Raw genomic sequence first — 16,218 nt, 5'->3', positions numbered from 1 at the left:
GAAAAGAAAGGAGAAACAAAATGGTCTATTTTATCTTAGGGATTTTGATTCTCCTTTTTTACCTTTTTATGACCCCAAAGAGTATTCGTGGTACCTTAAACAGTGTCACAATGGTGGTCTTGATCGTCTCTTTTATCGTCCTTGCTTGTCTCGCCATTTTTCAGATATTTCAACTACCGTCCGAGTTTTTTGTCGGAGCCTTTCTAGCCTTTGTTGGCTACCTGGCTTTGGTAGATATTTCCAAAATGACGACCAAACAGAAAAAATAAACGGTGACGTGATTTTTAAAGCCCTTTGGGCTTTTTAATTTTGCTAAAAAAAGGTAAAATAGAGAGTGATAAAAATGGAGCGAAGAAATCATGAAATTTGTGAAACAATTTGAAAATAAAAAGGTTCTTGTATTAGGTTTGGCTAAGTCAGGCGAGTCAGCTGCCCGTTTGTTGGATCGCTTAGGAGCGATTGTGACCGTCAATGATGGCAAACCTTTTGAAGAAAATCCAGCAGCACAAAGTTTACTGGAAGAAGGGATTAAAGTTGTGACAGGAGGCCACCCTCTGGAGTTGTTGGATGAAGACTTTGCGGTTATGGTCAAAAATCCTGGAATCCCTTATACGAATCCGATGGTCGAAAAAGCACTTGAAAAGGGTATTCCAGTCCTTACTGAAGTGGAATTGGCCTATCTGATTTCGGATGCGCCAATTATTGGGATTACAGGATCAAACGGAAAAACGACGACGACAACCATGATCGGGGAAGTTTTGACGGCTGCTGGTCAAGGTGGTCTATTGTCTGGGAATATTGGTTTTCCAGCCAGCCAAGTTGCACAAACAGCAACAGAAAAAGAAGTTCTGGTCATGGAATTGTCTTCTTTCCAATTGATGGGCATTGAAGCCTTCCATCCAGAAATTGCAGTGATTACCAACCTCATGCCAACCCATATCGACTACCATGGTTCTTTTGAAAATTATGTAGCTGCCAAATGGAATCTTCAAAAGAATATGACAGAAAAAGATGTCATTGTATTAAACTTCAACCAAGACCTGGCTAAGGAACTGGCTACAAAAACCAAGGCAAGGGTCCTTCCATTTTCTACAATCGAAAAAGTGGACGGTGCTTATTTGGAAGATGGACTTCTCAAGTTTAAGGGAGAAGCTGTCATGCGTGCGGATGAACTGGGTGTTCCAGGGAGCCACAATGTAGAAAATGCCTTGGCGACGATTGCTGTTGCAAAAGTTCGGGGAGTAGAGAATGAGGTCATTAAAGAAACCTTGTCAGCCTTCGGGGGCGTTAAACACCGTCTACAATATGTGGATGAGATTCAAGGTGTCAAATTCTACAATGACAGTAAATCGACCAATATTTTAGCGACACAAAAAGCTCTTTCTGGTTTTGATAACAGCAAGGTTATCTTGATTGCAGGAGGGCTCGATCGTGGCAATGAATTTGATGAATTGGTGCCTCACATTACTGGTCTAAAGGAAATGGTGATTCTCGGGGAATCAGCTCCTCGAGTGAAACGTGCAGCCGATAAAGCGGGTGTTTCATATGTCGATGCGACAGATGTAGCAGATGCTACAAAGAAAGCCTTCGACTTGGCTAGCCCTGGAGATGTTGTGCTCTTAAGTCCTGCCAATGCCAGCTGGGATATGTATCCGAATTTTGAAGTGCGTGGGGATGAATTCCTTGCTACAGTAAAAGGGTTGAAATAAGATGAAAAAAATAATGTTTACTGGTGGGGGAACCGTGGGACATGTGACCCTTAATCTCCTCTTGATTCCAAAATTTATCGAAGATGGATGGGAAGTTCATTATATTGGGGACAAAAAAGGAATCGAATACCAAGAGATCAAAAAGTCTGGCTTAGAGGTACGATTCCATTCGATTGCAACAGGGAAATTGCGTCGCTATTTCTCTTTCCAAAATATGATGGATGTGTTCAAGGTGGCTTGGGGAACGCTCCAATCCATAGCGATTCTGCTCCGTGTGCGTCCACAAGTTCTCTTCTCAAAAGGGGGATTTGTCTCGGTGCCACCAGTGATCGCGGCTCGTCTCACTCGTGTTCCTGTCTATATCCATGAGTCCGATCTCTCGATGGGATTGGCCAATAAAATTGCTTATAAATTTGCTACCAAGATGTACACGACTTTTGAGCAAGCACATGGTTTGACAAAGAGTGAGCATATCGGTGCGGTAACCAAGGTCACAGATCATATTCCGCCGACTTCAGAAGTTTTAGAAGAAAAAACAAAAGGTTTCCGAAAAGAGTTGCCGACCCTTCTCTTTGTCGGAGGATCAGCTGGTGCGCGTGTCTTTAATGAATTTGTAACAGAGCATCAAGCAGAGCTCTTGCAGCACTACAATATCATCAATTTGACGGGCGATTCAACATTGAATCAGGCTGAGGGTGGCTTGTATCGAGTGGATTATGTAACCGATCAGTATTTGCCCATGCTCCAGAAGGCTGATTTAGTGGTGACTAGGGGTGGAGCCAATACCTTATTTGAACTCTTGGCTATGAACAAACTCCATTTGATTGTACCACTTGGAAAAGAAGCCAGCCGTGGCGATCAGATTGAAAATGCCCAATATTTTGTGGATAAAGGTTATGCAGAGCAATTGCAGGAAGATCAATTGACCCTCGAAACCTTTAATGAAACCATTCAAGAAATGTTGAAGCAAAGCCAAGTTTACCACCAAGCAATGGAAAAATCGACAGAACTCCTTTCACTAGACGATTTTTATGACCTGCTTCAAAAGGATATCAGTAAGGGAAAAGATGACGGACGACAATAAAAAAACACCAACGGATGACAAAATTACAGAATTGTCAGCCTGGCAAAAAAGAAACAAAGAATATTTAGAAAAAAAAGCGCTTGAAAAAGCGGAAGAAGCTGAGACAGAGGAAACTGAAAGCGAAGAAGCAAAAGAAGACGAAGACCTTTCAGAAAAAGAAACAGCTTCTGTCTCAGAGGAAGAATCTGAAGAAATAGAAGAGTCTGAAGAGGAAGATGAATCTGAGGCCAAAGAGGATCCAGATGCGGATGGAGAAAGTTCAGAAGGAGAAGAAGTTGATCCGGCTAAAGAGGAGCTAGATCCTTCAGAGAAACAAGAGAAAAAGCCTTCATTTTTTAAAGGCTTGAAGACGAAAAAACCAAAGAAGGAACCGACAGTGGCAAAACGCCATATCTATCGTGCCCTTCCGGTAATCGGAATCAGCTCGATTGTCGCCCTTCTCTCAATCTATTTTTTAAGTCCCTTGTCCACACAGAAAGTGATTGAATTTTCAGGGAACAAGGCGGTTGATCAGCAACTCTTGTATGAAAAAAGTCGCATCAAAGAAGAAGATTATACTCTGACGACCTTCCTTCATAAATCGGTCTATGAACAAAATATGAAAACGGCTAGTCCGTGGATCAAAGAAGTGCACATGCATTATCAATTCCCAGTGACCTTTAAAGTCAATATCGTGGAACACAAAGTGGTTGCCTATTATGTGACGGGAGAAGACCACTATCCAGTATTGGAAAATGGAGAAGTAGTGGAGACAGTAACTCCAGCTTCGGAATTGCCGTCCTCCTATATTAGCTTAAAATTCTCAGATCGAGAATTAGTTAGACAATTTGTCCAAGAAATGAAGTCTATTTCTTCGTCCATTACGGATAAAATTGTTTCGGTAGATCTGACTCCGAGCAAGGTCACCAAGGATCTGGTGACCATCACTATGAAAAACGATAATAAAATCTTGGTGCCTGTTTCCCAAATTACCCGCAAGCTTCCTTACTATAAAGCCATTAGTAAGCAATTAGACGATGATTCCACCATTGATATGGAGGCTGGAGTCTTCAGCTATAGTGAACAATCCATTGCAGATGCCAAAGAGCAAGCTGAAAAAGAAAAGGCTGAAAGTACAGAAAAGCAAGAAGAACATTCTGAGGAAGCAAGCCAAGAACAGAATCCAGAAGGAGAGAATTCTTCTGGGAATGAGTAAAGCCCATAAATTATCTCAAATAATTGAAGAAAAAATGTCCATTTTAGGCTTCTTTGTGATATAATGAAGTTTGGATAGTTCCAACTAAAAGGGCTATAAATAGATGTAAAGTGAAAACAAATAAAGAGAGAGGACTGGTGTAATGGCTAGAGACGGCTTTTTTACAGGTTTAGATATCGGTACTAGTTCAATAAAAGTATTGGTGGCAGAACATGTCAATGGAGAAATGAATGTAATTGGAGTCAGCAATGCAAAAAGTGCTGGCGTCAAAGATGGAATTATAGTAGATATCGAAGCTGCTTCAAATGCAATTAAAAATGCAATCAGCCAAGCTGAAGAAAAAGCAGGGATTTCAATCAATCTAGTCAATGTTGGGTTGCCTGCAAACTTACTACAAATCGAAGCAACTCAAGGAATGATTCCAGTCACAAGTGATTCAAAAGAAATCACAGATGCAGATGTTGAAAATGTTGTCAAATCTGCACTCACAAAAAGTATGACACCGGATCGTGAAGTAATCACCTTCATTCCTGAGGAATTCACAGTTGATGGTTTCCAAGGAATCCGCGATCCACGCGGAATGATGGGGATTCGACTTGAAATGCGTGGTCTTCTTTATACAGGACCTCGTACAATCTTGCACAATTTGCGTAAAACCGTTGAACGTGCAGGCTTACAAATTGAAAACATCATCATTTCACCGCTTGCGATGATCAAAACAGTCTTGAATGAAGGCGAACGTGAATTCGGAGCAACGGTGATCGATATGGGTGGTGGCCAAACAACGGTGGCATCTGTTCGTAGCCAAGAACTTCAATTTACAAATATCTACCAAGAAGGTGGCGATTATGTTACCAAAGATATTTCTAAAGTATTGAAAACTTCCCAAAAATTAGCAGAAGGCTTGAAGTTCAACTATGGTGAAGCCTATGTACCATCTGCTGGAAACGAAGTCTTCCATGTAGAAGTCATCGGTGAAGTAGAGCCAGTTGAAGTGACTGAGAAGTACTTGGCTGAAATCATTTCAGCACGTATCAAACACATCTTTGAGCAAATCAAGCAAGACCTTGAAAGAAGACATTTGTTGGATCTTCCTGGTGGTATTGTCATCATCGGTGGAGGTGCGATCCTTCCAGGTGTTGAAGAATTGGCTCAAGAAGTCTTTGGTGTAAATGTGAAATTGTTTGTTCCAAATCAAATTGGAATTCGCAATCCAGCTTTTGCCCATGTAATTAGCTTGTCTGAATATGCAGGCAATTTGACAGATGTGGATATTATTGCTCAAGCTGCGGTTCATGGAGACGAAGTCTTGCGTCAACAACCGATTCAATTTGATCGACCTGTGCAACCACAAGTACAACCACAACCTGCTGCTCCAGCACAACCGGTAGTACCTGCGTACAATGCTGAGAAGATTGAATCTCCAGTAGATGCTCAAGAAATTCCAGTAGCAAGCAATGATAGCAAACAAGAACCAAAAACTACATTCACAGACCGAATGAAAAATTTGATCGGTAATATGTTTGATTAAGGAGTGTAAGTATTTATGACATTTTCATTTGACACAGCAGCGGCACAAGGTGCAGTAATTAAAGTAATCGGTGTCGGTGGCGGTGGCGGTAACGCCATCAATCGTATGATTGACGAAGGCGTTGCCGGTGTAGAATTCATCGCAGCTAATACAGATGTTCAAGCACTTTCAAGTGCAAAAGCTGAAACAGTTATCCAATTGGGTCCAAAATTGACTCGTGGATTGGGTGCTGGAGGTCAACCTGAAGTTGGTCGCAAGGCAGCTGAAGAAAGCGAAGAAGTGTTAACAGAAGCTTTGCAAGGTGCAGACATGGTCTTCATCACTGCAGGGATGGGTGGAGGATCTGGTACAGGTGCTGCACCAGTCATCGCTCGTATTGCTAAAGCAGTTGGTGCTTTGACAGTAGCAGTTGTTACTCGTCCATTCGGGTTTGAAGGTTCAAAACGTGGGAACTTTGCTATTGAAGGGATTAATGAACTTCGCGAACATGTAGATACATTGTTGATTATTTCTAATAACAACTTGCTTGAAATTGTGGACAAGAAGACACCGCTTCTTGAAGCGTTGAGTGAAGCTGACAACGTTCTTCGTCAAGGTGTTCAAGGGATCACTGACTTGATCACAAGTCCTGGATTGATCAACCTTGACTTTGCAGACGTGAAGACTGTTATGGAAAACAAAGGAAATGCCCTCATGGGTATTGGTGTTGGTAGCGGTGAAGAACGCGTTATCGAAGCAGCTCGTAAAGCTATCTACTCACCACTCCTTGAAACAACCATTGACGGTGCTGAAGACGTGATCGTCAACGTAACAGGTGGTTTGGATATGACTTTGATCGAAGCTGAAGAAGCTTCAGAAATTGTGAACCAAGCTGCAGGTCACGGAGTGAACATCTGGTTGGGTACATCTATTGATGAATCTCTTAAAGATGAAATCCGCGTGACGGTTGTTGCAACCGGTGTCCGTCAAGACAAGGTAGAACGCGTCAGCGGAATTGCTTCCTCACAACGTCCTTATAAAACAGGACCACGTGAACAACGCCCACAAACGGCACCATTTGACCGTGAATTTGATTTGAAACAAGATGTTGAATTGCCAACAACTCCAAGTCGTCCAGCGGTAGAACCAAACCGTGGCTCAGCTTTTGGTGATTGGGATATTCGCCGTGAGAATATCGTTCGCCAAACTGAACCAACATCAACACATCAAGTTGATCGTTATGTAGATTCATCTTCAGATGATGATGAATTGGAAACACCACCATTCTTCCGGAATCGTTAATCATGAATCTGGAACAGAATGCTGATCTTGTACGGCAACAAGTAGAAACAGCAAGAAACAAAGCTAACCGCCAAGATCAAGTTAATGTGATAGCTGTCACCAAGTATGTAGATGTTGCAACAACAGAAGCACTGGTGAAAACAGGTATCCAACATATCGGTGAAAATCGTGTTGATAAATTCCTAGAAAAGTATCAAGCTCTAAAAGAGTATGACCTCACTTGGCACTTGATTGGGAGCCTCCAACGGCGAAAAGTAAAAGACGTGATCAATCTCGTCGATTACTTTCATGCCTTGGATTCGGTGAAGCTAGCTCAAGAAATTCAAAAGCGAGCAGAACACCCGATCAAGTGTTTCCTCCAAGTGAACATTTCTGGTGAAGAAAGTAAGCATGGATTTGCACCCGATGAACTGGATGATGTTTTAGCGGAAATCGCACAGCTGGACAAAATTGAAATTGTTGGTTTAATGACGATGGCTCCTTTTGAGGCTAGTCAAGAAGAGTTGCAGGATATTTTTTCAAAAACTCACCAACTTCAGAAACAACTAGAAAAGAAACAATTAAAAAATATGCCTTTTTCAGAACTAAGTATGGGTATGAGTCGTGACTTTGAAGTAGCCATTGCGAACGGTGCGACTTATGTTAGAATTGGGACATCATTTTTTAAATAGGAAAGAACTATGTCATTAAAAGATAAATTTAACAACTTTATTGACTACTTCACAGAAGACGGTGAAGAAGTAGAAGTTCGCGAGGCAAAAGCAGCTGGTGCGGAAACACAACCAGTTCCACAGCCACAGCCGACTCCTCAAGTGACTTCTCCACGTCCACAGATTAGTCAAAAAGAACCGGTAAAACCAAAACCAAAACCGACTCCTGTCGCACCTGTTACAACTCCTGTATCTACAGCAGCTGTGAAGGAATCTGTGTCTACAACGAAAAATACATCTGAAAATATCACTCGCTTGCATGAACGTCAACGTGAATTGGCTGCTAATCGTGCGAATACAGATGAAAAGATTACCATTGATGTACGCTATCCCCGTAAATACGAGGAAGCGACTGAAATTGTCGATCTATTACTATCTAATGAGAGTATCTTGATTGACTTCCAATATATGACAGAGGTACAAGCCCGTCGTTGTTTGGATTATTTGGATGGGGCTCGTTATGTTTTGGCAGGAAATCTTCGCCGTGTTGCAAGCACCATGTACTTGTTGACTCCAATTAATGTAGTCGTTAATGTGGAAGATATTCGCCTTCCAAATGATGTGGAAGTGACAGAATTCGACTATGATATGAAACGTAATCGCTAAGATGATTATCTTTCAATATCTTTCAAATATCATTCAAATCTATTCCATCATTCTTGTCATCTATGCCTTACTTTCTTGGTTCCCTGGGGCACCTCAGAGTACTCTTGGACAAATGGTTCACCGCCTAGTTGAACCATTTTTGAGCCTTTTTAGAAAGTTACCTTTGCAGGTTGGAGGCTTGGATTTTACGGTTCTTGTAGCACTTTTGGTCTTGAACCTAATGAATCAGCTATTAGCCCGGTTGTTTCTATTTTTGATTGGTTAGAATACGATGGGACAGAAAGAGATTTATCAACATTTCAATCGCGAAGATCACGAATTTATTGATCGTTGTATTGAATTGTCAGAAAGAGTAATTGAACGCTATTCTGTTGAAGTGACGGGTTTTTTAAACCCTCATCAGGTCGCTATTTTACGAAATGTTGCGGCAAGCTATCAATTACAGGTCTTTGCTTCCAGTGATGAGCAGAAAATGGAGTATGCCAAGGTCATTGTGGCTCCGGATTATTATCAATTGGATCCAAGTGACTTTGATCTGGCCTTAATAGAGATGGCCTATGCTTCCAAATTTCATCACTTGACCCATTCCCAGGTTCTGGGGACCATTGTTCACCAATTAGGAGTGGAGCGCAAGTCTTTTGGAGATATTCTAACGAGTGAAGGAAAGATCCAAGTATTTGTTGAACAGCGTTTTGTTCCCTATTTCATGGATCACATCCAGAAAATTTCTCGTGTGCCTGTTAAGCTTAGGGAAGTTCCTCTATCTGAACAGATTGTTGTAGAGGAAGAAAGCCAGCAGCGAGATATTCTCGTGTCAAGTTTTCGGTTAGACAAGGTGATTGCTGGGACCTTCAGGCTTTCGCGCTCACAAGCCAGTCAGTTGATTAGTTCTGGCTTGGTGAAAGTTAATTATGCGACAACTTCTAATGTTAGCTATGCTGTAGGTTTGAATGATTTAGTCAGTGTCCGACGCTTTGGGCGTCTTAAAATTGTTTCTGAAAATGGTATTTCAAAGAGTGGAAAATATAAAGTAACTGTTGAAGTACTCTTAAGTAAAAAATGAGGAGGAGTTATGGCTCTTACTGCTTTAGAAATTAAAGATAAAACTTTTGGCGTTAAATTTAGAGGGTATGATGCGAACGAAGTAGAAGAATTTCTAGATATCGTTGTTCGCGATTATGAAGATCTTGTTCGTTTAAATCATGATCAAGAAGCAAAAATTCAAGCTCTTGAAGAACGCTTAAACTATTTTGATGAAATGAAAGATTCATTGAGTCAATCTGTTTTGATTGCACAAGATACTGCTGAACGTGTAAAACAAGCAGCTAACGAACGTTCTGAAAATATTGTTCGTCAAGCTGAACAAGATGCACAACATTTAGTAGATGAAGCAAAACAAAAAGCAAATGAAATCCTTCGTCATGCAACGGATAACGCCAAGAAGGTTGCCGTTGAAACAGAGGAGTTGAAGAACAAGACACGCGTCTTCCATCAACGTTTGAAATCAACAATCGAAAGCCAATTGAGCATTATCGATACGCCTGAATGGGATGAAATTCTTCGCCCAACAGCTATGTATATTCAAACAAGTGATGAAGCTTTCCGTGAAATTGTTGAGAAAGCTTTGGGTGAATCTGTTCACCATCATCATGCAGAAGATGAGAACATTGATTTGACTCGTCAATTCTCTCCAGCTGAAATCGAAGAATTGCAAAAACGTATTGAAGCAGCTAACTTAGAATTGGGTGCGACACAAGCGTTTGAAGGTTTGAATGAAAAAGTTCAATCCGCTTTAGAAGAAGCAGAGCACGCTCGTCATGAAAATGAGGAAGTTGTTGCGGTTGAAGAAACTGTTCAACCTGAAGATGATGCAAATCGTGAATCTGTCAATATTTTATAATTTTTGTAAAAACAGGTCCATTAATGATAGGTCTAGCGAGCAGATGATGGTGGAAGATCTGCACTCCCTCTTAATGGATGATCCTTTTACAGTATTCGTTCTGAATCATTGAGTAAGAACGGACGTTTCCCTCGTTACGGGATGAGAGGAGAAAGTCTCTTGCGACTTCTCGAACAAAGGTGGTACCACGAGCAATCGTCCTTTTTAGGATGCTCGTGTTTTTTTTATAGCTTTTTAAATCAATAAGGAGACACAATGAAACTTAAAGAAACATTGAACCTTGGGAAAACAGCCTTTCCAATGCGGGCTGGTCTTCCAACGAAAGAACCAGTTTGGCAAAAAGAATGGGAAGATGCAAAATTGTATCAACGCCGTCAAGAGTTGAATGAAGGAAAACCGCATTTTACACTTCATGATGGCCCTCCCTATGCCAACGGAAACATTCACGTAGGACATGCCATGAACAAGATTTCAAAAGATATCATTGTTCGTTCTAAGTCTATGTCAGGCTTTTATGCCCCTTATATCCCAGGTTGGGATACCCATGGTTTGCCAATTGAGCAAGTCTTGGCTAAACAAGGCGTGAAACGTAAAGAAATGGACTTGGTTGAGTACTTGAAACTTTGCCGTGAATACGCCCTTTCTCAAGTAGATAAACAACGCGAAGACTTCAAACGCTTGGGTGTTTCAGGTGATTGGGATCATCCTTATGTCACCTTGACGCCTGACTATGAAGCAGCGCAAATCCGAGTCTTTGGTGAAATGGCCAATAAAGGCTATATCTATCGTGGAGCGAAGCCAGTTTACTGGTCTTGGTCTTCTGAATCAGCCCTTGCTGAAGCAGAGATTGAATACCATGATTTGGTATCAACTTCTCTTTACTATGCTAACAAAGTTAAAGATGGTAAGGGTGTCCTAGATACAGATACCTACATCGTTGTTTGGACAACAACTCCATTTACGGTTACAGCTTCTCGTGGATTGACAGTAGGTGCAGACTTTGATTATGTCGTAGTGAAACCTGCTGGATCTGATCGTAAGTATGTCGTAGCGTCTGAGCTTTTGCCAAGCCTTTCTGAAAAATTCGGTTGGGAGAATGTTGAAGTCCTTGCTACTTACCAAGGGAAAGAATTGAACCATATCGTTACAGAACACCCATGGGATACGGAAGTTGATGAATTGGTGATCCTTGGTGAGCATGTAACCCTTGATTCAGGTACTGGTATTGTCCATACGGCTCCTGGTTTTGGTGAGGATGACTACAATGTAGGGATTGCAAATGGCCTCGAAGTAGCCGTTACGGTTAACGAACGCGGTATTATGATGGAGAATGCTGGTCCTGATTTTGCAGGTCAGTTCTACGACAAGGTTGTACCAACGGTTATTGAGAAACTTGGCGATTTACTTCTTGCTCAAGAAGAAATCTCTCACTCCTACCCATTTGACTGGCGGACGAAAAAACCAATCATCTGGCGTGCCGTGCCACAGTGGTTCGCTTCTGTATCAAAATTCCGTCAAGATATCTTGGACGAAATTGAAAAAGTGAAATTCCACTCAGAATGGGGGAAAGTGCGTCTTTATAACATGATTCGTGACCGTGGTGACTGGGTCATCTCTCGTCAACGTGCATGGGGAGTTCCACTTCCAATCTTCTATGCTGAAGATGGCACACCAATCATGACAGCTGAAACCATCGAACATGTAGCTGAACTCTTTGAAGAGCACGGATCAATCGTCTGGTGGCAACGTGATGCCAAAGACCTCTTGCCAGAAGGATTTACCCATCCAGGTTCACCAAATGGTGAGTTCAAAAAAGAAACAGATATCATGGATGTCTGGTTCGACTCAGGTTCATCATGGAATGGGGTCGTGGTTAACCGTCCAGAACTCAAATACCCAGCAGATCTTTACCTAGAAGGTTCAGACCAATACCGTGGTTGGTTTAACTCATCACTTATCACCTCTGTAGCGAACCATGGCGTAGCACCTTACAAGCAAATCTTGTCTCAAGGTTTCACATTAGATGGTAAAGGTGAGAAGATGTCTAAATCTCTTGGGAATACCATTGCTCCAAGCGATGTTGAAAAGCAATTTGGTGCGGAAATCTTGCGTCTCTTGGTGACTAGTGTAGACTCAAGTAACGACGTACGTATCTCAATGGATATCTTGAGCCAAGTCTCTGAAACTTATCGTAAGATCCGTAACACGCTTCGTTTCTTGATTGCTAACACATCTGACTTTAACCCAGCTGAGGATGCAGTCGCTTATGAAGAACTTCGTTCTGTTGATAAGTACATGACCATCCGCTTTAACCAGCTTGTTAAGACCATCCGTGACGCTTATGCAAACTTCGAATTCTTGACGATTTATAAGGCTTTGGTTAACTTTATCAATGTTGATCTGTCAGCCTTCTACCTTGATTTTGCCAAAGATGTTGTCTACATTGAAGGAGCTAAATCACTTGAACGCCGTCAGATGCAAACAGTCTTCTATGACATCCTTGTGAAAATCACTAAACTCTTGACGCCAATTCTTCCTCACACTGCTGAAGAAATCTGGTCATACCTTGAGTTTGAAGCAGAGGATTTTGTTCAATTATCAGAATTGCCAGAAGCAGAAACGTTTGCCAACCAAGAAGAAATCTTGGATACTTGGTCAGCCTTCATGGACTTCCGTGGTCAAGCTCAAAAAGCCTTGGAAGAAGCACGTAATGAAAAAGTGATTGGTAAATCTCTTGAAGCTCATTTGACAGTTTATCCAAATGAAGTGGTGAAAACACTTCTTGGAGCTGTTGATAGCAATGTCGCTCAACTCTTGATTGTTTCTGAGTTGACCATTGCAGAAGGTTCAGCTCCAGAAGGTGCAGTGGCCTTCGAAGATGTTGCCTTCACTGTTGAACGTGCAGCTGGTGAAGTTTGTGACCGTTGCCGTCGTATCGATCCATCAACTGCAGAACGCCACTACCACGCAACCATCTGTGATCACTGTGCAAGCATTGTCGAAGAGAACTTTGCGGACGCAGTCGCAGAAGGATTTGAAGCAAAATAATAAGAAGTGAAAAATCGCAGGGAGAGAGTCTCCTTGCGACTTTTCAATAAAGAGGAAGTTATGTGGTACCAGAAAGAATTTAAGGAACTAGAACTGAAAGAGTTTTACGAGATCGTTCAGCTGCGATTAGAGACCTTTGTCGTGGAACAAACTAGGATCTACAATGATCTCGATGATATTGATTATCGATCTATCCATCTTTTTCATCAAAATAGGGAAGGACGTGTGGATGCCTATGCACGTATCTTTGAGACAGGGGCTACGATTCATTTTGGCAGAGTGGCTGTTTCCAAAGGTAGCCGTGGTCGAGGACTGGGAAAAGACATGGTAGAGCAGATTTTGGACCTGTGTGAACAGAGATTTCCTGGACGGACCATTGAAATTGAGGCTCAAGAACAGGTGGTCGGCTTGTATGAAAAATTAGGTTTTCAAACGGTGAGCAAGCCCTTTATCTTGGCTTCTACCTCCCACGTAAAAATGGTCTTTCAGAAATAAAGAATCCTTTCATCTCATAATCGAGGTGAAAGGTTTTTTTTTGGAAAAAGATACCAAAGAAAAAAGCAAGGCAAATTGGCCTTACTTAGTAATTGGAAAGGAAATTTCAATTAGTTTATCGGAGTAGAGGGTTTTAATAGCGGATTGGTCAATGTTTTGAAGATCAATCTTACGTTTTAAAAAGAACTCACGAATTAATTCTACTTCAGTTTCACGAATAGCACGGTGTTTGTTACTGATCAATAATTCATAGTGGGTTGGGGCTTGTGTAAAAACAACATCAGTATTGCCCGCGGAATAAACCTCGACAAGCAAGGCGTCAGTGCTGGCAAGTTGGCTCTTGACCAGTGCAGCATGACTATTGGTGGTATTAATGAGCTTCATATGAGTTCCTCCTGACCTCTATCTTCATTTATTATAGCACTTTTTTTTATTTTGTGAAAGAAGTCCTTTAGTTTTTATGGGCAATTTTCCACTGTTCAATGCCCCATTTATGACTGCCTCGTTTGAGTTTTTCGATCGCTGCCTCTACTGGGAACCAAGCAAGATTGTTAAAATCTTCCAGTGGTTTTTGAGTTTCTGTGTAGTCGACGACTTCATAAATATAGGCAGGATTGTAGTAGTAGGTATCCCGGTGGCTAGAATAAAAATACTCGTCTGCTTGGCCATAGTATCGCCCTAAAATAGCAGTAAAGCCTAATTCTTCGATCAGTTCCCGCTTCAGAGCTTGCAGGTGATCTTCACCCGCCTCGATTTCCCCGCCAGGTAAGAACCAAGCTCCATTTGGAGCTTGAACGAGGATGATCTGATCCTTGTCCTTATTGGGAATAACAGCGTAGACACCATAGCGATTGACGTAGGTCACATCTTGTTTCTTTTCACCAAAAGTAGGATTTGTCATTGAATTTTCCTCATTATCTAGTATCTTTATTATTATCATAATGGACGAGGTGAAAGCTGTCAAGAATAAACTGCTGAACTTGTGCAAAAAAAGCTACTTTGTCTGAAGTATAAATTTGTTTAGTTAAACACTCCTATCAAATTAGTTTAATTGATATAATAAAAGGGAGGTGATTTTATGGCTGAATCAAGACTATTTCGTATTTTATACATACTTTTAGAAAATGGGAGAATAACCGCTCCTGAACTTGCTCGATTATTTGAAGTCTCAGTACGTACAATTTATCGTGATATTGAGAGATTAAGCATAGCAGGTATTCCTCTTTATTCTGTTCCTGGAAAGGCTGGAGGGACCTTTTTAATGAAAGACTTCGTTCTTGATCGCACCCTTGTATCAGAGGAGGAAAAAATAGAACTTTTATCTGCTTTACAAGGTCTCCAGACTTTGACAGAAGATAAACAAGATTTTTTACTGACAAAAATGGAATCTATTTTTAAAGTTTCAGCTAGATCTTGGGTAGAAGTCGACTTAACAGATTGGAGGAAACGAAAAGGGCAAAAAGATCTCTTTGATACAATTAAACAAGCTATCTTAGAGAAAAGACGACTTTCGATTACTTATATGAGTGGGAATGGTCAGAAAACGATTCGTACAGTTGAGCCTTTTAAACTAGTATTTAAAAAAAGAGACTGGTATCTTCATGCTTATTGTTGTTCAAAAGAAGATTGGCGTTTTTTTAAATTATCTAGGATTAATGACTATCAACTACTGGAAGAAACAATTAATCAAAAAAATGTGATTGAACCTATTGATACTTCAATTAAGATGGAAAATCTAATGGAAGTATCATTGAAGTTTAGTCAAAAGCTCGCTTTTAGAGTTTATGAAGACTTTTTAGAAGAAGAGATTTTTCAGTGTGAGGATGGATGTTTATATGTTAAAACCCAATTGCCAGAGCACGAGAGTATTTATACTTACTTATTGTCTTATTTAGATGGGGTAGAGATTATTGAACCGGATCATCTGAGAAGATCAATGATTTCAAGATTAGAAAAAATACAAAAGATTTATAAACCTTGACAAAAGATGTCAGGGTTTTAATGTTAGAATTGAGATAGAAAGGAGATAGGTCAAATGAAATATGAATGGAGAAAAATAGAGAAAGTTCTCTATCAAATCAAGGATAAGCCCACTATCCTGCAAGTACCTTCTAAATCCTATATCATAATTGACGGCAAAGGTGATCCAAATGAAGAAGATTTTTCTCAACGAGTGAGTGCCTTATATGCGTTAGCATATGCTATTAAGATGAAGTATAAAAAGTCTCCTCTGGATCAAGACTACATGGATTTTACTGTTTTTCCATTAGAAGGTTTATGGAAACAGGAGAATGAAGGGAAACTAGTTAAAAGTGAACTGTCTTATAGTATTATGATTGGTCAACCTAATTTTGTTACGAGTGACTTGTTTGATAAAGCTTTGGAAGAGGTTAAAATCAAGAAGCCCAATCAGCTCTATGATGCTATTCGTTTTGAAGAACTAGAAGAAGGCTACAGTCTTGCCATGCTTCATGTAGGACCTTTTGATACAGAAAATCAGACTTTTGATGAAATGGAGCGTTTTTGCAAACTCCATAAACTTAAAAGACTTTCGAAAGTTCATCGTGAGATTTATCTAAACAATCTCCATCGAACAGATCCATATAAATTAAAAACAATTCTTCGTTATCAGATTCAAGAAGAGAATTAAAAAGAACAG

At 40.7% G+C, this 16,218-nt stretch carries 17 protein-coding genes; 15 read left to right on the top strand and 2 right to left on the bottom strand.

The genetic code is table 11. The annotated features are described in order from the left end of the window. Positions 1-20: 20 nt before the first annotated feature. The 13 genes from H7T92_RS06230 to H7T92_RS06170 all read left to right on the top strand — a co-directional run bounded on the left by H7T92_RS06230 (position 21) and on the right by H7T92_RS06170 (position 13,559). Positions 21-269, top strand: a complete 249-nt coding sequence (locus tag H7T92_RS06230) for a DUF3165 family protein (protein ID WP_049507003.1) — start codon at positions 21-23, stop codon at positions 267-269. A gap of 90 nt (positions 270-359) precedes the next feature. Further along, the gene (gene murD / locus H7T92_RS06225; RefSeq protein ID WP_201037351.1) at positions 360-1,709 is read left to right on the top strand and encodes a UDP-N-acetylmuramoyl-L-alanine--D-glutamate ligase; all 1,350 of its coding nucleotides are present in this window, start codon (positions 360-362) and stop codon (positions 1,707-1,709) included. A 1-nt stretch (position 1,710) separates the two neighbouring features. Beyond that, positions 1,711-2,793, top strand: coding sequence for a UDP-N-acetylglucosamine--N-acetylmuramyl-(pentapeptide) pyrophosphoryl-undecaprenol N-acetylglucosamine transferase (locus H7T92_RS06220; protein ID WP_155200235.1), 1,083 nt, complete (start codon positions 1,711-1,713; stop codon positions 2,791-2,793). Continuing rightward, on the top strand, positions 2,777-3,988 hold the full coding sequence (locus H7T92_RS06215; RefSeq protein ID WP_155200234.1) for a cell division protein FtsQ/DivIB: 1,212 nt from the start codon (positions 2,777-2,779) through the stop codon (positions 3,986-3,988). The genes H7T92_RS06220 and H7T92_RS06215 overlap by 17 nt, the downstream gene beginning before the upstream one ends. A gap of 142 nt (positions 3,989-4,130) precedes the next feature. Beyond that, entirely contained in the window at positions 4,131-5,519 is a 1,389-nt protein-coding gene (gene ftsA, locus H7T92_RS06210) for a cell division protein FtsA (protein ID WP_155200233.1), read from the top strand. Between the two features lie 15 nt (positions 5,520-5,534). Continuing rightward, positions 5,535-6,800, top strand: coding sequence for a cell division protein FtsZ (ftsZ, locus tag H7T92_RS06205; protein ID WP_049474213.1), 1,266 nt, complete (start codon positions 5,535-5,537; stop codon positions 6,798-6,800). Between the two features lie 2 nt (positions 6,801-6,802). After that, complete coding sequence (locus H7T92_RS06200; RefSeq protein ID WP_155200232.1) at positions 6,803-7,471, top strand: YggS family pyridoxal phosphate-dependent enzyme; 669 nt, start codon at positions 6,803-6,805, stop codon at positions 7,469-7,471. Positions 7,472-7,480: 9 nt separating this feature from the next. Further along, the gene (locus H7T92_RS06195; protein WP_049483056.1) at positions 7,481-8,116 is read left to right on the top strand and encodes a cell division protein SepF; all 636 of its coding nucleotides are present in this window, start codon (positions 7,481-7,483) and stop codon (positions 8,114-8,116) included. A 1-nt stretch (position 8,117) separates the two neighbouring features. Further along, positions 8,118-8,381, top strand: coding sequence for a YggT family protein (locus H7T92_RS06190; protein WP_024055397.1), 264 nt, complete (start codon positions 8,118-8,120; stop codon positions 8,379-8,381). A gap of 6 nt (positions 8,382-8,387) precedes the next feature. After that, entirely contained in the window at positions 8,388-9,179 is a 792-nt protein-coding gene (locus H7T92_RS06185; protein WP_155200231.1) for a YlmH family RNA-binding protein, read from the top strand. 9 nt (positions 9,180-9,188) lie between these two features. Beyond that, positions 9,189-10,016 carry a DivIVA domain-containing protein gene (locus H7T92_RS06180; RefSeq protein WP_155200230.1) on the top strand — a complete coding sequence of 276 codons (828 nt, stop codon included), beginning with the start codon at positions 9,189-9,191 and terminating at the stop codon, positions 10,014-10,016. 255 nt (positions 10,017-10,271) lie between these two features. Next, positions 10,272-13,064, top strand: a complete 2,793-nt coding sequence (gene ileS / locus H7T92_RS06175) for an isoleucine--tRNA ligase (protein ID WP_201037350.1) — start codon at positions 10,272-10,274, stop codon at positions 13,062-13,064. 60 nt (positions 13,065-13,124) lie between these two features. Beyond that, positions 13,125-13,559 (top strand): GNAT family N-acetyltransferase, encoded by a 435-nt coding sequence (locus H7T92_RS06170; RefSeq protein ID WP_155200228.1) that lies wholly within the window; start codon positions 13,125-13,127, stop codon positions 13,557-13,559. A gap of 81 nt (positions 13,560-13,640) precedes the next feature. On the opposite strand, the gene H7T92_RS06165 is transcribed toward H7T92_RS06170, so the two are convergent. Then, the gene (locus H7T92_RS06165; protein ID WP_021152773.1) at positions 13,641-13,943 is read right to left on the bottom strand and encodes a DUF1827 family protein; all 303 of its coding nucleotides are present in this window, start codon (positions 13,941-13,943) and stop codon (positions 13,641-13,643) included. 67 nt (positions 13,944-14,010) lie between these two features. After that, entirely contained in the window at positions 14,011-14,460 is a 450-nt protein-coding gene (locus H7T92_RS06160) for an NUDIX hydrolase (RefSeq protein WP_201037349.1), read from the bottom strand. Positions 14,461-14,637: 177 nt separating this feature from the next. Here H7T92_RS06160 and H7T92_RS06155 point away from each other — a divergent pair, with 177 nt between their 5' ends. Then, positions 14,638-15,540 carry a helix-turn-helix transcriptional regulator gene (locus H7T92_RS06155; protein ID WP_201037348.1) on the top strand — a complete coding sequence of 301 codons (903 nt, stop codon included), beginning with the start codon at positions 14,638-14,640 and terminating at the stop codon, positions 15,538-15,540. Between the two features lie 54 nt (positions 15,541-15,594). After that, positions 15,595-16,209: a GyrI-like domain-containing protein gene (locus H7T92_RS06150; RefSeq protein WP_049472952.1), complete on the top strand. Its 615-nt coding sequence runs from the start codon at positions 15,595-15,597 to the stop codon at positions 16,207-16,209. Positions 16,210-16,218 lie beyond the last annotated feature (9 nt).

Source organism: Streptococcus parasanguinis (assembly GCF_016648855.1).
Taxonomy (GTDB): Bacteria; Bacillota; Bacilli; order Lactobacillales; family Streptococcaceae; genus Streptococcus; species Streptococcus parasanguinis_L.
Note: the sequence above shows the minus strand (reverse complement) of the source record. Positions and strands in the feature narration are given on the sequence as shown.

What these genes read in the sequence shown, in the direction of transcription:
- H7T92_RS06230 (WP_049507003.1), top strand. Translation starts at nt 21, where the DNA reads ATGGTCTATTTTATCTTAGGGATTTTGATTCTCCTTTTTTACCTTTTT.
- murD (WP_201037351.1), top strand. Translation starts at nt 360, where the DNA reads ATGAAATTTGTGAAACAATTTGAAAATAAAAAGGTTCTTGTATTAGGT.
- H7T92_RS06220 (WP_155200235.1), top strand. Translation starts at nt 1,711, where the DNA reads ATGAAAAAAATAATGTTTACTGGTGGGGGAACCGTGGGACATGTGACC.
- H7T92_RS06215 (WP_155200234.1), top strand. Translation starts at nt 2,777, where the DNA reads ATGACGGACGACAATAAAAAAACACCAACGGATGACAAAATTACAGAA.
- ftsA (WP_155200233.1), top strand. Translation starts at nt 4,131, where the DNA reads ATGGCTAGAGACGGCTTTTTTACAGGTTTAGATATCGGTACTAGTTCA.
- ftsZ (WP_049474213.1), top strand. Translation starts at nt 5,535, where the DNA reads ATGACATTTTCATTTGACACAGCAGCGGCACAAGGTGCAGTAATTAAA.
- H7T92_RS06200 (WP_155200232.1), top strand. Translation starts at nt 6,803, where the DNA reads ATGAATCTGGAACAGAATGCTGATCTTGTACGGCAACAAGTAGAAACA.
- H7T92_RS06195 (WP_049483056.1), top strand. Translation starts at nt 7,481, where the DNA reads ATGTCATTAAAAGATAAATTTAACAACTTTATTGACTACTTCACAGAA.
- H7T92_RS06190 (WP_024055397.1), top strand. Translation starts at nt 8,118, where the DNA reads ATGATTATCTTTCAATATCTTTCAAATATCATTCAAATCTATTCCATC.
- H7T92_RS06185 (WP_155200231.1), top strand. Translation starts at nt 8,388, where the DNA reads ATGGGACAGAAAGAGATTTATCAACATTTCAATCGCGAAGATCACGAA.
- H7T92_RS06180 (WP_155200230.1), top strand. Translation starts at nt 9,189, where the DNA reads ATGGCTCTTACTGCTTTAGAAATTAAAGATAAAACTTTTGGCGTTAAA.
- ileS (WP_201037350.1), top strand. Translation starts at nt 10,272, where the DNA reads ATGAAACTTAAAGAAACATTGAACCTTGGGAAAACAGCCTTTCCAATG.
- H7T92_RS06170 (WP_155200228.1), top strand. Translation starts at nt 13,125, where the DNA reads ATGTGGTACCAGAAAGAATTTAAGGAACTAGAACTGAAAGAGTTTTAC.
- H7T92_RS06165 (WP_021152773.1), bottom strand. Translation starts at nt 13,943, where the DNA reads ATGAAGCTCATTAATACCACCAATAGTCATGCTGCACTGGTCAAGAGC.
- H7T92_RS06160 (WP_201037349.1), bottom strand. Translation starts at nt 14,460, where the DNA reads ATGACAAATCCTACTTTTGGTGAAAAGAAACAAGATGTGACCTACGTC.
- H7T92_RS06155 (WP_201037348.1), top strand. Translation starts at nt 14,638, where the DNA reads ATGGCTGAATCAAGACTATTTCGTATTTTATACATACTTTTAGAAAAT.
- H7T92_RS06150 (WP_049472952.1), top strand. Translation starts at nt 15,595, where the DNA reads ATGAAATATGAATGGAGAAAAATAGAGAAAGTTCTCTATCAAATCAAG.